The organism is Nonomuraea sp. B208 (assembly GCF_057536035.1).
Window position 1 is genome coordinate 60413 of sequence record NZ_BAAJOU010000017.1, and the last position, 13443, is coordinate 73855.

A 13443-nucleotide genomic window follows, 5' to 3' on the forward strand; every position below is an offset into this window, starting at 1 on the left:
GTGCCACCTCCGCCTTGCCGATGCCGCAGCTAGCCCATGTAAGGGCTGATCGCCTCCATGGCCCGCCCGGTGACCTCCTCCACGGGGCCGGTCGCGTCGACCCCCACGAGGATGCCCTCCTCCGCGTAGTAGGAGACCAGCGGCGCGGTCTGCTCCTGGTAGACCTCCAGCCGGTGCCGGACGGTCTCCTCTTTGTCGTCGTCCCGCTGGAAGAGCACGCCCCCGCACGCGTCACACCTGTCGTCCTTCTTGTCGTCGAAGTCGACGTGCCAGATGCGGCCGCACTGGCTGCAGGTGCGTCGGCCGGCCAGCCGCCTGACCACCTCGTCGTCGTCCACGACCAGCTCCAGGACCAGGTCGAGCGCCTGGCCCCAGTCCTTGAGCATGTCGCGCAGGATCTCCGCCTGCGCGACGTTCCTCGGGAACCCGTCGAGCAGGAAACCGTCCTGCGCGTCGGGCTCGGACAGGCGGTCGCGGACCATGGCGATGGTGACCTCGTCGGGCACCAGGTCGCCGCGGTCCATGTAGGTCTTGGCCAGCTTGCCGAGGTCCGTGCCGCCGGAGACGTTGGCACGGAAGATGTCACCTGTCGAGATCTTCGGGATGGACAGGTTCGATGCGATGTACTGGGCCTGAGTCCCCTTACCCGCTCCGGGAGGCCCCACCAGGACGAGACGCACTACCGCAGGAAGCCTTCGTAGTTACGCTGCTGCAGCTGGCTCTCGATCTGCTTAACCGTGTCCAGGCCCACGCCTACCATGATCAGGATACTCGTCCCTCCGAACGGGAAGTTCTGGCTCGCACCGGACACCGCGAGAGCGACGATCGGGACCATGGAGATGAGACCCAGATAGAGCGACCCCGGAGCCGTCAGGCGGGTGAGCACGAAGTTGAGGTACTCAGCCGTCGGGCGACCGGGGCGGATGCCCGGAATGAACCCACCGTACTTCTTCATGTTGTCGGCGACTTCAGCGGGGTTGAACGTAATCGACACGTAGAAGTACGTGAAGAAGATGATCAGCAGGAAGAACGTGGCCATGTAGATCGGCGTGTCGCCGGTGGCGAGGTTCGTCGAGATCCACCTGATGACCGCGTTGTCGCTCGTCTGGAAGAGCGAGGTCACCAGCTGCGGCAGGTAGAGCAGCGAGGACGCGAAGATCACCGGGATGATGCCGGCCTGGTTGACCTTCAGCGGGATGTAGGTCGAGGTGCCGCCGTACATCCGCCGGCCGACCATGCGCTTGGCGTACTGGACCGGGATGCGGCGCTGCGCCTGCTCGACGAAGACCACCGCGGCGATCATGAAGACGCCGACCACCATGACCACCGTGAAGGTGAAGGGGTTGGCCTTGAAGATGTTGACCAGCTCGGACGGGAAGACCGCCACGACCTGGGTGAAGATCAGGATCGACATGCCGTTGCCGACGCCGCGGTCGGTGATCAGCTCACCCAGCCACATGATGACCGAGGTGCCCGCCGTCATGATGACGACCATAGTGACGATGCTGAAGATGTCGTCAGGGTCGAGCAGCACGCTCTGCTGACAGTTCGGGAAGAGCTGACCCGTGCGGGCCAGGGCGATGAAGGCCGTCGACTGCAGGACCGCGAGGCCGATGGTCAGATAACGCGTGTACTGCGTGATCTTGGTCTGACCGGCCTGGCCTTCCTTCTTCAGCGCCTCCAGTCGTGGAATGACCACGACGAGCAGCTGGAGAATGATGCTCGCGGTGATGTACGGCATGATGCCCAGCGCGAACACTGAAAGTTTCAGGAGGGCGCCACCGCTGAACAGCTGCACCATCCCGTAGATGTTGCCGGTTTCCTGATCAGCGCGCGCCTGGTTGAAACAGGCGGCCAGATTCTGGACGTGAACTCCCGGAGTCGGAAGAACCGAGCCGAGACGGAAAAGCGCGATGATGCCCAGCGTGAAGAGCAACTTCTTGCGCAGGTCCGGCGTCCGGAACGCCCGGGTAAACGCGGTCAGCACGGTCCCTCCTGCGCGCCTATGAGGCGAATTGAGTATGCGATGGTGCGGGGATCTGCCATCTGAGTCTCATTGTCAGAACGAGCCGGACAGAAGCCTGCCGTCTCGCGAACTCTAACGCACTACGGGCGTGGGAGCCCATTGTCAGGGCCCCCACGCCTCGTCATAGCGTTACTACAGCTCGGTAACGGAGCCACCGGCGGCGGCGATCTTCTCCTTCGCCGCGGACGAGAAGGCGTGCGCCTGCACGTTGACCGCGACGGAGATCTCACCGGTGCCGAGGACCTTCACGAGCTGGTTCTTGCGAACAGCACCCTTGGCGACCAGCGCCTCGACGGTGACCTCGCCACCCTCGGGGAACAGCTCACCGATCCGGTCCAGGTTGACGACCTGGTAGGTCGTCTTGAACAGGGCGTTGGAGAAGCCCTTGAGCTTCGGCAGACGCCTCTGCAGCGGCACCTGGCCACCCTCGAAGCCCGGGAGCATCGTGGTGCGGGCGTGCGTGCCCTTGGTGCCCCGACCGGCCGTCTTGCCCTTGGACGCCTCGCCGCGACCCTTGCGGATCTTGGACTTGTTGGCGCCCGGAGCCGGACGGAGGTCGTGAATCTTGAGCGGAGCCTTGTCAGTCATGACTAGTCGACCTCTTCCACCTCGACGAGGTGCGTCACCACGGAGACCATCCCGCGAATCTCGGGACGGTCCTCCTTGACGACGACGTCGCCGATTCGCTTCAGGCCAAGCGAACGCAGCGAGTCACGCTGGTTCTGCTTGCCACCGATCTTCGAGCGAACCTGAGTGATCTTCAGGCGTGCCATGACTAGCTCACCGCCTTAGCGGCCGCGGCCTCCGCCAGGCCCTCGCGCTGAGCCTTGAGCATGGCGGCCGGAGCCACGTCCTCGATCGGCAGGCCACGGCGGGCGGCGATCTCCTCGGGGCGCGAAAGGCCCTTCAGCGCGGCCACGGTGGCGTGCACGATGTTGATCGGGTTGTCGGAGCCGAGCGACTTCGACAGGACGTCGTGGATGCCGGCGCACTCCAGCACCGCGCGCACCGGGCCACCGGCGATGACGCCGGTACCGGCCGAGGCCGGACGCAGGAAGACGACACCGGCCGCCTCCTCGCCCTGCACGGTGTGCGGGATGGTGCCCTGGATGCGGGGCACCTTGAAGAAGTGCTTCTTGGCCTCTTCGACGCCCTTGGCGATGGCCGCGGGCACTTCCTTGGCCTTGCCGTAGCCGACGCCGACCAGGCCGTTGCCGTCACCGACGATGACGAGGGCGGTGAAGCTGAAGCGACGACCACCCTTCACGACCTTGGCCACTCGGTTGATCTTCACTACGCGCTCGATGTACGAGACGCCCTTGTCGGCGGCGCCACCGCGGCGATCGTCACGACGGTCCCGCCGCTCGCCACCGGTGCCGCCACCGCGACGCGGAGCTGCAGCCATCAGTGGTTCCTCATCTCAGCATTTGCGGTCATCAGAATTCGAGCCCACCTTCGCGGGCGCTGTCCGCCAGCGCGGCGATGCGCCCCGCGTAGCGGTTGCCACCGCGGTCGAAGACGACCTTGGTGATCCCGGCTTCCTTGGCCCGCTGAGCGAGGAGCTCGCCGACCTTCTTCGCCTTCTCGGTCTTGTCCGCCTCCAGCGTGCGCAGCGAGGGGTCCATGGTGGACGCGCTCACCAGCGTGTGGCCGACGGAGTCGTCCACGATCTGGACGAACATGTGACGGGTCGAGCGGTTGACGACCAGGCGCGGACGCTCGGCCGTACCGACGACGAACTTGCGGACGCGGCGGTGACGGCGGGCCCGCGAGACGGTGCGGGCAGCCGTGTGCTTGCTGAACGCAGTCTTCGGAGCCATGCCTACTTACCAGCCTTTCCGACCTTGCGGCGGATCTGTTCGCCCTGGTAGCGCACGCCCTTGCCCTTGTACGGGTCAGGCTTGCGCAGCTTGCGGATGTTCGCGGCGACCTCGCCGACCTTCTGCTTGTCGATGCCGTCCACGTGGAACAGCGTCGGCTTCTCGACGCGGAAGGTGACGCCCTCGGGGGCGTCCACGATGACCGGGTGGCTGAAGCCCAGGGAGAACTCCAGCTGCGTCGGGCCCTTGGCCTGGACGCGGTAACCGACGCCGACGATCTCCAGGGACTTCGAGTAGCCCTGGGTCACGCCCTGCACCATGTTGGCGATGAGCGTGCGCGAGAGGCCGTGCAGGGCACGGACCTTGTTCTCGTCGTTGGGACGGGTGACGGCGATGGAGCCGTCGTCGTCGCGACCCACCTGAATGGGGTCCGCGACATTGTGAGTAAGCGTGCCCTTAGGGCCCTTCACCTGAACGCTCTGGCCGTCGATCGTGATGTCCACGCCACTGGGCACAGGGATGGGCAGCCGTCCGATACGCGACATGCTGGGTTCCTCCCCTCTACCAGACGTAGGCGAGGACTTCCCCGCCCACGCCACGCTTGCCGGCCTGCTTGTCGGTCATGAGGCCGTGGGACGTCGAGATGATCGCGACGCCCAGCCCGCCCAGGACTCGAGGCAGATTGTCCTTCTTCGCATAAACCCGCAGGCCGGGCTTGGAAACCCGGCGCAGACCCGCGAGCGACCGCTCACGGGTCGGCCCGAACTTGAGCTCCACGACAAGGTTCTTGCCAACCTTGGCGTCCTCGACGGTCCAGGCCTGGATGTAGCCCTCCTGCTGGAGGATCTCGGCGATGTGCGCCTTGATCTTCGAGTACGGCATCGACACGCTGTCGTGGTACGCCGAATTCGCGTTGCGCAGACGCGTGAGCATGTCTGCGATCGGGTCGGTCATCGTCATGGCCAGTGGCCTTCCTCGCCGCGGTTTCCAGTCGGCCAAGCAGCGCTCTGCCGGTGGACCTTCGGCGTGGTCACGGACGCCCGCACCGGGCGTCCTGATCCTTGTACTACGAAAATATGAGTGCCTGGTGAACGGCACAGCCGTCCACCAGGTTACCTACCAGCTCGACTTGGTGATGCCGGGCAGCTCGCCACGGTGCGCCATCTCGCGGAAGCACACGCGGCAGAGCCCGAACTTCCTGTAGACGGCGCGGGGACGACCGCACCGCGAGCACCGGGTGTAGGCCCGGACCTCGAACTTCTGCTTGCGCCCCGCCTTGGCGATCAGCGACTTCTTCGCCATTGGATCAGGCCTCCTTGAACGGGAAGCCGAGGAGCTTCAGCAGCGCCCGGCCCTGGTCGTCGTTGGTCGCGGTGGTCACGATCGTGATGTCCATGCCGCGCGGCCGGTCGACCTTGTCCTGGTCGACCTCGTGGAACATGACCTGCTCGGTCAGACCGAAGGTGTAGTTCCCGTTGCCGTCGAACTGCTTGGGCGAAAGGCCGCGGAAGTCACGGATACGGGGCAGCGCGAGCGCGAGCAGCCGGTCCAGGAACTCCCACATGCGGTCGCCGCGCAGCGTGACGTGCGCGCCGATCGGCATGCCCTCACGCAGCTTGAACTGCGCGATGGACTTGCGGGCCCGGACGACGGCCGGCTTCTGGCCGGTGATCACGGTGAGGTCGCGGACGGCGCCCTCGATCAGCTTGGAGTCGCGAGCCGCCTCGCCGACACCCATGTTGACCTTGATCTTGACCAGGCCGGGGGTCTGCATGACGTTCTTGATGTCGAACTGCTCGCGCAGCTGCGCCGCGATCTCCTCGCGGTACTTCGTCTTGAGCCGGGGCGTCGGGCGCTCGGTCTCAGTGGTCGTGGCAGTCATCAGCTGTCCTCACCCGTCTTCTCGTCGGCCTTCTTCTCGTCGGCCTTCTTGTCGGCGGGCTTGTCGTCCTTGAGCCTCTTCACGTTCGAGACGTGGATGGGGCCCTCCATGGTCTGCACGCCGCCCGTCTTGGCGCCGCGCGGACCCTGGTGGGTCTCCTTCGCGTGCTTCTTGATCATGTTGACGCCCTCGACGACCACACGGTCCTCGCCCGGGAGCGCGGCGATGACCCGGCCCTTGGCGCCCTTGTCCTTGCCGGCGATGACCTCGACCAGGTCACCCTTCTTCACATGCAGCTTCGGCATTACAGCACCTCCGGGGCGAGCGAGATGATGCGCATGAACTTCTTGTCACGCAGCTCGCGGCCGACCGGGCCGAAGATACGAGTGCCACGAGGGTCACCGCTGTCCTTGATGATGACGGCGGCGTTCTCGTCGAAGCGGATGTAGGAGCCGTCGGGCCGGCGCCGCTCCTTGACCGTGCGGACGATGACGGCCTTGACCACGTCGCCCTTCTTGACGCCCGTGCTGCCCGGCAGCGCGTCCTTGACAGTGGCGACGATCACGTCGCCGATACCGGCGTAGCGTCGGCCCGAGCCGCCGAGCACACGGATGCAAAGGATCTCCTTCGCGCCCGTGTTGTCGGCGACCTTGAGCCGCGACTCCTGCTGGATCACGTTAACTCCTGTTAGTCGCGCCGGTTCTCATCGCTGAGCCTGGCGGAACCTGATGTTGTCTTGTTCCCACGGCCACAGCCCCGCTGGGGCCGCACCGCAGGCGACGCGAGGCCCCGGAGGACCCCGCGTCCTTGGACGCCGTCATGGGGGCTCTGGAGAGCCCCCACGGGGCGCGGTATATGCGAGAGGGCCTTACTTGGCCTTCTCGAGGATCTCCACGACCCTCCACCGCTTGGTGGCGGAGAGGGGGCGGGTCTCCATCAGCAGCACGCGGTCGCCGACGCCGCAGGCGTTGGCCTCGTCGTGCGCCTTGTACTTGGTCGTCCGGCGGATGACCTTGCCGTACAGGCGGTGCTTGACGCGGTCCTCGACGGCGACGACGACGGTCTTGTCCATCTTGTCGCTGACGACAAGGCCCTCGCGCACCTTGCGGAAGTTCCGCTGGGTGCCCTCGGCCTCGGCCGCGCCGGCCTCGGTGCTGGTGGTGGTCTCGTCAGCCATCGCTCGACTCCTTCTCGACCGTGACGATGCCGAGCTCCCGCTCGCGCATCACGGTGTAGATACGGGCGATCTCGCGGCGGACGGCCCGCAGCCGCCCGTGGCTCTCCAACTGACCGGTCGCCGCCTGGAAGCGGAGGTTGAACAGCTCCTCCTTCGCCTCCTTCAGCTTCTGGACCAGGGTGTCCTGGTCCTCGAGCCGCAGCTCGCCGGCGGTCAGGCCCTGTGCCATCACGCCTCACCCACTTCACGCTTAACGATCTTGCACTTCATCGGGAGCTTGTGGATCGCACGCTGAAGCGCCTCGCGAGCGATCGGCTCCGCCACGCCGGACAGCTCGAACATCACGCGTCCGGGCTTGACGTTGGCGATCCACCACTCCGGCGAACCCTTACCGGAACCCATGCGGGTCTCGGCCGGCTTCTTCGTGAGCGGACGGTCGGGGTAGATGTTGATCCACACCTTGCCGCCACGGCGGATGTGACGGGTCATGGCGATACGAGCCGACTCGATCTGGCGGTTGGTCACGTAGGAGTGCTCAACGGCCTGAATGCCGAACTCGCCGAACACGACCCTGGTGCCGCCCTTGGCGGCTCCGCTGCGGTCGGGCCGGTGCTGCTTGCGGTGCTTGACCCTGCGCGGGATCAGCATGGTCAGCTCCCTTCAGCACCCGGCTGCGCGGCCGGGCCGGTCTCGGGGGCGGCCTGCGCGGCCGCCTCGGTGCGGGGGGCGCGGCCGCCGCGACGTGCGCGGTCGCCGCCACGGCGCGGACGGTCGCCGCCACCGCGACGGTCGTCACGCTCACGGCGCTGGCCGGCCCGGGCGCCGGCGGCAGCCGCCTCGCGCTCGGCGCGGCTGGTCGGAGCCTCGCCCTTGTAGATCCAGACCTTCACGCCGATGCGGCCGAAGGTCGTACGGGCCTCGTAGAAGCCGTAGTCGATGTCCGCGCGGAGGGTGTGCAGCGGCACGCGGCCCTCGCGGTAGAACTCCGACCGGGACATCTCGGCGCCGCCCAGACGACCGGAGCACTGGACACGGATGCCCTTGGCGCCGGACTTCATGGCCGACTGCATCGCCTTGCGCATGGCGCGGCGGAACGAGACACGGCTGGACAGCTGCTCGGCCACGCCCTGCGCGACGAGCTGCGCGTCGATCTCCGGGTTCTTGACCTCGAGGATGTTGAGCTGGACCTGCTTCTTGGTCAGCTTCTCCAGGTCACCGCGGATGCGGTCGGCCTCGGCGCCGCGACGGCCGATCACGATGCCGGGACGCGCGGTGTGGATGTCCACCTGGACGCGGTCCGTGGTGCGCTCGATCTCGACCTTGGAGATGCCGGCCCGCTCCATGCCCTTCTGGAGCATGCGGCGGATCGACACGTCCTCGGCGACGTAGGACTTGTACAGCTTGTCGGCGTACCACCGGCTCTTGAAGTCGGTCGTGATGCCGAGGCGGAACCCGTGCGGGTTAACCTTCTGGCCCACTATCGGGTCCTTCCCTTCGGCTCGCGGGACTCCACGATCACGGTGATGTGGCTCGTCCGCTTGTTGATCCGATAGGCACGACCCTGTGCACGCGGGCGGAACCGCTTCAGCGTCGGGCCCTCGTCGACCCAGGCCCGGCTGACGACGAGCGTCTGCGGGTCGAGGTCGAAGTTGTGCTCGGCGTTCGCCATGGCGCTGCTGAGCACCTTGTAGATCGGCTCGCTCGCCGACTGGGGAGCGAACTGCAGCACGGCCTGCGCCTCCGAAGCGGGCAGCCCGCGAATGAGGTCCACCACACGGCGGGCCTTCTGGGGCGTGACGCGGACGAACCGCGCCTGAGCCCTGGCTTCCATCGCTTACTCCTCTGAATGCTTCTGAAGGCGTCTATCGCCGGCTGCGCCGGTCTTCCTTGACGTGGCTGCGGAACGTCCGCGTCGGGGCGAACTCTCCGAGCTTGTGGCCGATCATCGACTCGGTGACGAACACCGGGACGTGCTTGCGGCCGTCGTGCACGGCGATCGTGTGCCCGAGCATGTCGGGAACGATCATGGAGCGCCGCGACCACGTCTTGATGACGTTCTTGGTGCCCTTCTCGTTCTGGGCGTCCACCTTCTTCTGCAGGTGGTCGTCCACGAAGGGACCCTTCTTAAGGCTACGTGGCATTTCGGCTGCTCCTACCGCTTCTTCCTCTTGCTGCGACGCCGGATGATCAGCCGGTCGCTGGCCTTGTTCGCCTGGCGGGTGCGGCCCTCGGGCTTGCCCTTCGGGTTCACCGGGTGGCGACCACCGGAGGTCTTGCCCTCACCACCACCGTGCGGGTGGTCGACGGGGTTCATCGCGACACCGCGGACGGTGGGGCGCTTGCCCTTCCACCGCATACGGCCGGCCTTGCCCCAGTTGATGTTGGCCTGCTCGGCGTTGCCGACCTGGCCGACCGTCGCCCGGCAGCGCACGTCGACCATGCGCATCTCACCGGACGGCATACGCAGGGTGGCGTACTGGCCTTCCTTGGCGAGCAGCTGGATCTGGGCGCCGGCGGAGCGACCGAGCTTGGCGCCGCCGCCCGGACGGAGCTCCACCGCGTGGATGAAGGTACCGGTCGGGATGTTGCGCAGCGGCAGGCAGTTGCCCGTCTTGATGTCGGCCGCGGGGCCGTTCTCGATGCGGTCGCCCTGCTTGAGGCCCGTCGGCGCGATGATGTAGCGCTTCTCACCGTCGGCGTAGTGCAGCAGAGCGATGTTGGCGGTGCGGTTGGGGTCGTACTCGATGTGAGCGACCTTCGCCGGGATGCCGTCCTTGTCATGCCTACGGAAGTCGATGATCCGGTAGGCGCGCTTGTGGCCGCCGCCCTGGTGGCGTGCGGTCACCCGGCCGTGCACGTTGCGGCCGCCCTTGTTGTGAAGGGGCGCAAGCAGCGACTTCTCGGGCTCGCTGCGAGTGATCTCGGAGAAGTCCGAGACACTCGATCCGCGGCGACCGGGAGTCGTCGGCTTGTATTTACGGATGCCCATCTTTTTCGTTCATCCTTCGTCGGTTACATGGATGAGCCCGCCGCACGAGCGTGCGGCGGTCTCACCCCGCGGACCTCGGGGGCCCGCTCTATCTTCTGGCTGCTAGCCGATCTGACCGAAGATGTCGATCCGATCGCCCTCGACCAGGCTCACGATCGCGCGCTTGGTGTCGGGACGCTTGCCGTAGCCGGTGCGGGTGCGCTTGCGCTTGCCCTGCCGGTTGATCGTGTTCACGCTGGTGACCTTGACCCCGAAGATCTGCTCAACGGCGATCTTGACCTGGGTCTTGTTCGCGGTCTTCTTCACCAGGAACGTGTACTTGTTGTTCTCGTCGATCAGGCCGTAGCTCTTCTCGGAGACGACCGGCTTGATGATGACGTCGCGCGGGTCGGCGATCTTGTCCATCAGGCCTCTTCCTTCCCGCTGTTGCTCAGGCGAGCGACGACCTGGTCGTAGGCCTCCTGGGTGAAGACCACGTCGTCGTGCACGAGCACGTCGTAGGTGTTGAGCTGCCCGGAGTCCAGCAGGTGGACCTCGGGGGCGTTGCGCAGGCTCAGCCAGGTCAGCTCGTCGGCCTCGTCGACCACGACGAGGACGCGCGGAGCCTGGGTGATCTTGCGCAGGGCCTCCAGCGCCGACTTGGTCTTCGGGGTCTCCCCCGCGACCAGCGAGCTGACCACGTGCACGCGGCCGCCGCTCGCGCGGTCGGACAGCGCGCCGCGCAGCGCGGCGGACTTCATCTTCTTGGGCGTGCGCTGGGAGTAGTCGCGCGGCACGGGGCCGTGGACGACGCCACCGCCGGCGAACTGCGGCGCGCGCGTCGAGCCCTGACGGGCGCGGCCGGTGCCCTTCTGGCGGTACGGCTTCTTGCCGCCGCCGGAGACCTCACCACGGGTCTTGGCCTTGTGGGTGCCCTGCCGGCGAGCGGCGAGCTGGGCCACGACCACCTGGTGGATCAGCGGAACGTTGACCTTGGCCCCGAAGATGTCCTCGGGGAGGTCGACGGTGCCGGTCTTCGCGCCGCTGGCGTCGAGGACGTCAATAGTGGTGCTCACTTGGCAGCCCCCTTCTTGGCAGCGGTACGGACGAGGACCAGGCTGCCGTTGGCGCCGGGAATCGCACCCTTGATGAGGATGAGACCCTTCTCGGCGTCCACGGCGTGAACCTTGAGGCTCTGCACGGTGGTGCGGACGTTACCCATCCGGCCAGCCATGCGCAGACCCTTGAAAACGCGGCCCGGGGTGGCGCAGCCACCGATGGAACCCGGCGAGCGGTGCTTGCGCTGCGTACCGTGCGACGCGCCCAGACCACCGAAGCCGTGCCGCTTCATGACACCGGCGAAGCCCTTGCCCTTGCTCTTGCCCGTCACGTCGACGAACTGGCCGGCCTCGAAGGTGTCGGCCAGCAGCTCCTGGCCGATGGTGTAGTCGCTCGCGTCGTCGGTGCGGATCTCCGCGAAGTAACGGCGCGGGGTGATGTCGTGCTTGCGCAGGTAGTCGCCGAGCGGCTTGTTGACCTTCCGGGGGTCGACCTGCCCGTAGCCGAGCTGGACGGCGGTGTAGCCGTCCTTCTCCGCGGTGCGGACCCGGGTCACCACGCACGGACCGGCCTCGACCACGGTCACCGGTACGATCCGGTTGTCCGCGTCGAAGACCTGGGTCATGCCGAGCTTCTTGCCCAGGACGCCCTTGATCGTCTTAGCCATGTCAGTGCGTTCCCTCAGAGCTTGATCGAAATGTCGACACCCGCGGGGAGGTCGAGCCGCATGAGCGAGTCGACCGTCTTGGGGGTCGGGTCGATGATGTCAATCAGCCGCTTGTGCGTGCGCATCTCGAAGTGCTCGCGGCTGTCCTTGTACTTGTGCGGCGAGCGGATGACGCAGTACACGTTCTTCTCGGTCGGCAGCGGCACCGGGCCCGCGACCTTCGCGCCAGTCCGCGTCACCGTCTCGACGATCTTCTTGGCCGAGCTGTCGATGACCTCGTGGTCATAGGCCTTAAGCCGGATGCGGATCTTCTGTCCCGCCATAGTGGCCTCGGTGTCCTTCGCTGTCGTCTGAAAAAGTATCGTGCGGCCTGTTGCCGCTATGTCAGTGCAGGTCGATGCCTGCTTTGACCCCACGAGGCAGACGTAGTCGATCTGCCTTTTCTTCCGTGATCCGGCAGTGACTTCGGTCACTGGGGCCGAATTCACTGCTGGATCACGGCGCCTTTTGCGCGAGGTCCACGTGGAACGGCGGTCGGGCCCGGGATTCGGGGCCCGACCGCCGCCCCCACGGTCTGGCTACTTGATGATCTTCGTGACCCGACCGGCGCCGACGGTGCGGCCACCCTCACGGATCGCGAACTTCAGGCCTTCCTCCATGGCGATGGGCTGGATCAGCTCAACGCGCATCTCGGTGTTGTCGCCCGGCATGACCATCTCGGTGCCCTCGGGGAGGTTCACCACGCCGGTCACGTCCGTCGTACGGAAGTAGAACTGCGGGCGGTAGTTGTTGAAGAACGGCGTGTGCCGGCCGCCCTCGTCCTTGGACAGGATGTAGACCTGGCCCTCGAACTCGGTGTGCGGGGTGGTCGTGCCCGGCTTGATGATGCACTGGCCGCGCTCGACGTCGTCGCGCTTGATGCCGCGGAGCAGCAGGGCGGCGTTGTCACCGGCGTGACCCTCGTCGAGCATCTTGTTGAACATCTCGATGCTGGTGACGGTGGTCGTCGTCTTCTCCGGCTTGATGCCGATGATGTCGACCTGCTCGTTGACCTTGACGATGCCGCGCTCGATACGGCCGGTGACGACCGTGCCGCGACCGGTGATCGAGAAGACGTCCTCGACCGGCATGAGGAACGGCTTCTCCGTCTCACGCGGCGGCTCGGGGACGTTCTCGTCCACGGCGTTCATGAGCTCGATGATGCTGTCGGCCCACTTCTCGTCGCCCTCGAGGGCCTTGAGCGCGGACACACGCACCACGGGCAGGTCGTCGCCGGGGAACTCCTGCGCCGACAGCAGCTCGCGGACCTCGAGCTCGACGAGCTCCAGGATCTCCTCGTCGTCCACCATGTCGGACTTGTTGAGGGCCACGACGATGTAGGGGACGCCGACCTGGCGGGCCAGGAGGACGTGCTCCTTCGTCTGCGGCATCGGGCCGTCGGTGGCGGCGACCACGAGGATGGCGCCGTCCATCTGAGCGGCACCGGTGATCATGTTCTTCACGTAGTCGGCGTGACCGGGGCAGTCCACGTGGGCGTAGTGGCGCTTCTCGGTCTGGTACTCGACGTGCGCGATGGAGATCGTGATGCCGCGAGCCTTCTCCTCCGGCGCCTTGTCGATCTTGTCGAACGGGGTCGCCTTGTTGAGCTCGGGGTAACGGTCGTGAAGCACCTTGGTGATCGCCGCGGTCAGCGTGGTCTTGCCGTGGTCGATGTGTCCAATGGTGCCGATGTTCATGTGCGGCTTGGTCCGCTCGAACTTGGCCTTGCCCACTGGTTCTCTCCTTAGAGAATCTGACTGACTTTCGTCTACACACTCGGGCCCGGGAGAACCCAGACCCCTAGG

General features: G+C 66.4%; 24 protein-coding genes. All 24 read right to left on the bottom strand.

The genetic code is table 11. The annotated features are described in order from the left end of the window. Nucleotides 1-29: 29 nt before the first annotated feature. The 24 genes from AC27IY_RS13350 to tuf all read right to left on the bottom strand — a co-directional run bounded on the left by AC27IY_RS13350 (nucleotide 30) and on the right by tuf (nucleotide 13371). On the bottom strand, nucleotides 30-680 hold the full coding sequence (locus AC27IY_RS13350; protein ID WP_344216669.1) for an adenylate kinase: 651 nt from the start codon (nucleotides 678-680) through the stop codon (nucleotides 30-32). Then, the gene (secY, locus tag AC27IY_RS13355) at nucleotides 680-1987 is read right to left on the bottom strand and encodes a preprotein translocase subunit SecY (protein ID WP_344216667.1); all 1308 of its coding nucleotides are present in this window, start codon (nucleotides 1985-1987) and stop codon (nucleotides 680-682) included. The genes AC27IY_RS13350 and secY overlap by 1 nt, the downstream gene beginning before the upstream one ends. Nucleotides 1988-2158: 171 nt before the next feature. Further along, a complete protein-coding gene (gene rplO, locus AC27IY_RS13360) occupies nucleotides 2159-2614 on the bottom strand; it encodes a 50S ribosomal protein L15 (protein ID WP_329585533.1) in 456 nt (151 codons plus the stop codon). 2 nt (nucleotides 2615-2616) lie between these two features. After that, nucleotides 2617-2799, bottom strand: coding sequence for a 50S ribosomal protein L30 (rpmD, locus tag AC27IY_RS13365; RefSeq protein ID WP_080043226.1), 183 nt, complete (start codon nucleotides 2797-2799; stop codon nucleotides 2617-2619). A gap of 2 nt (nucleotides 2800-2801) precedes the next feature. Beyond that, complete coding sequence (gene rpsE / locus AC27IY_RS13370; RefSeq protein WP_487178151.1) at nucleotides 2802-3431, bottom strand: 30S ribosomal protein S5; 630 nt, start codon at nucleotides 3429-3431, stop codon at nucleotides 2802-2804. A 31-nt stretch (nucleotides 3432-3462) separates the two neighbouring features. After that, nucleotides 3463-3846, bottom strand: a complete 384-nt coding sequence (rplR, locus tag AC27IY_RS13375; protein WP_091090113.1) for a 50S ribosomal protein L18 — start codon at nucleotides 3844-3846, stop codon at nucleotides 3463-3465. A gap of 2 nt (nucleotides 3847-3848) precedes the next feature. After that, on the bottom strand, nucleotides 3849-4391 hold the full coding sequence (gene rplF / locus AC27IY_RS13380; RefSeq protein WP_329585542.1) for a 50S ribosomal protein L6: 543 nt from the start codon (nucleotides 4389-4391) through the stop codon (nucleotides 3849-3851). A gap of 16 nt (nucleotides 4392-4407) precedes the next feature. Beyond that, nucleotides 4408-4806 carry a 30S ribosomal protein S8 gene (gene rpsH / locus AC27IY_RS13385; protein WP_020542297.1) on the bottom strand — a complete coding sequence of 133 codons (399 nt, stop codon included), beginning with the start codon at nucleotides 4804-4806 and terminating at the stop codon, nucleotides 4408-4410. A gap of 156 nt (nucleotides 4807-4962) precedes the next feature. Further along, nucleotides 4963-5148 carry a type Z 30S ribosomal protein S14 gene (locus tag AC27IY_RS13390; protein ID WP_020542298.1) on the bottom strand — a complete coding sequence of 62 codons (186 nt, stop codon included), beginning with the start codon at nucleotides 5146-5148 and terminating at the stop codon, nucleotides 4963-4965. A gap of 4 nt (nucleotides 5149-5152) precedes the next feature. After that, entirely contained in the window at nucleotides 5153-5728 is a 576-nt protein-coding gene (gene rplE / locus AC27IY_RS13395) for a 50S ribosomal protein L5 (RefSeq protein WP_344216662.1), read from the bottom strand. Beyond that, nucleotides 5728-6024 (bottom strand): 50S ribosomal protein L24, encoded by a 297-nt coding sequence (gene rplX, locus AC27IY_RS13400; RefSeq protein WP_344217050.1) that lies wholly within the window; start codon nucleotides 6022-6024, stop codon nucleotides 5728-5730. The genes rplE and rplX overlap by 1 nt, the downstream gene beginning before the upstream one ends. Nucleotides 6025-6032: 8 nt before the next feature. After that, on the bottom strand, nucleotides 6033-6404 hold the full coding sequence (rplN, locus tag AC27IY_RS13405) for a 50S ribosomal protein L14 (protein ID WP_026214151.1): 372 nt from the start codon (nucleotides 6402-6404) through the stop codon (nucleotides 6033-6035). 192 nt (nucleotides 6405-6596) lie between these two features. Next, on the bottom strand, nucleotides 6597-6905 hold the full coding sequence (gene rpsQ / locus AC27IY_RS13410) for a 30S ribosomal protein S17 (protein ID WP_344216660.1): 309 nt from the start codon (nucleotides 6903-6905) through the stop codon (nucleotides 6597-6599). Next, a complete protein-coding gene (rpmC, locus tag AC27IY_RS13415; RefSeq protein ID WP_344216658.1) occupies nucleotides 6898-7134 on the bottom strand; it encodes a 50S ribosomal protein L29 in 237 nt (78 codons plus the stop codon). Before rpmC ends, rpsQ begins: the two co-directional genes overlap by 8 nt. Continuing rightward, on the bottom strand, nucleotides 7134-7553 hold the full coding sequence (gene rplP, locus AC27IY_RS13420; protein WP_080043233.1) for a 50S ribosomal protein L16: 420 nt from the start codon (nucleotides 7551-7553) through the stop codon (nucleotides 7134-7136). Before rplP ends, rpmC begins: the two co-directional genes overlap by 1 nt. Nucleotides 7554-7555: 2 nt before the next feature. Further along, entirely contained in the window at nucleotides 7556-8383 is an 828-nt protein-coding gene (gene rpsC, locus AC27IY_RS13425) for a 30S ribosomal protein S3 (RefSeq protein ID WP_344216656.1), read from the bottom strand. Then, nucleotides 8383-8736, bottom strand: a complete 354-nt coding sequence (rplV, locus tag AC27IY_RS13430) for a 50S ribosomal protein L22 (RefSeq protein WP_020542306.1) — start codon at nucleotides 8734-8736, stop codon at nucleotides 8383-8385. The genes rpsC and rplV overlap by 1 nt, the downstream gene beginning before the upstream one ends. Nucleotides 8737-8767: 31 nt before the next feature. After that, nucleotides 8768-9046 (bottom strand): 30S ribosomal protein S19, encoded by a 279-nt coding sequence (gene rpsS / locus AC27IY_RS13435; RefSeq protein ID WP_030451498.1) that lies wholly within the window; start codon nucleotides 9044-9046, stop codon nucleotides 8768-8770. 11 nt (nucleotides 9047-9057) lie between these two features. After that, nucleotides 9058-9894 carry a 50S ribosomal protein L2 gene (gene rplB / locus AC27IY_RS13440; RefSeq protein ID WP_020542308.1) on the bottom strand — a complete coding sequence of 279 codons (837 nt, stop codon included), beginning with the start codon at nucleotides 9892-9894 and terminating at the stop codon, nucleotides 9058-9060. 102 nt (nucleotides 9895-9996) lie between these two features. Beyond that, nucleotides 9997-10299, bottom strand: coding sequence for a 50S ribosomal protein L23 (gene rplW, locus AC27IY_RS13445; RefSeq protein ID WP_329585558.1), 303 nt, complete (start codon nucleotides 10297-10299; stop codon nucleotides 9997-9999). After that, complete coding sequence (gene rplD / locus AC27IY_RS13450; protein ID WP_364461262.1) at nucleotides 10299-10949, bottom strand: 50S ribosomal protein L4; 651 nt, start codon at nucleotides 10947-10949, stop codon at nucleotides 10299-10301. Before rplD ends, rplW begins: the two co-directional genes overlap by 1 nt. Further along, nucleotides 10946-11599, bottom strand: a complete 654-nt coding sequence (gene rplC, locus AC27IY_RS13455; protein WP_329585564.1) for a 50S ribosomal protein L3 — start codon at nucleotides 11597-11599, stop codon at nucleotides 10946-10948. The genes rplD and rplC overlap by 4 nt, the downstream gene beginning before the upstream one ends. Nucleotides 11600-11613: 14 nt before the next feature. Continuing rightward, on the bottom strand, nucleotides 11614-11922 hold the full coding sequence (rpsJ, locus tag AC27IY_RS13460) for a 30S ribosomal protein S10 (RefSeq protein WP_012887830.1): 309 nt from the start codon (nucleotides 11920-11922) through the stop codon (nucleotides 11614-11616). Between the two features lie 255 nt (nucleotides 11923-12177). Continuing rightward, on the bottom strand, nucleotides 12178-13371 hold the full coding sequence (gene tuf / locus AC27IY_RS13465) for an elongation factor Tu (protein ID WP_020542312.1): 1194 nt from the start codon (nucleotides 13369-13371) through the stop codon (nucleotides 12178-12180). Nucleotides 13372-13443: the final 72 nt, after the last annotated feature.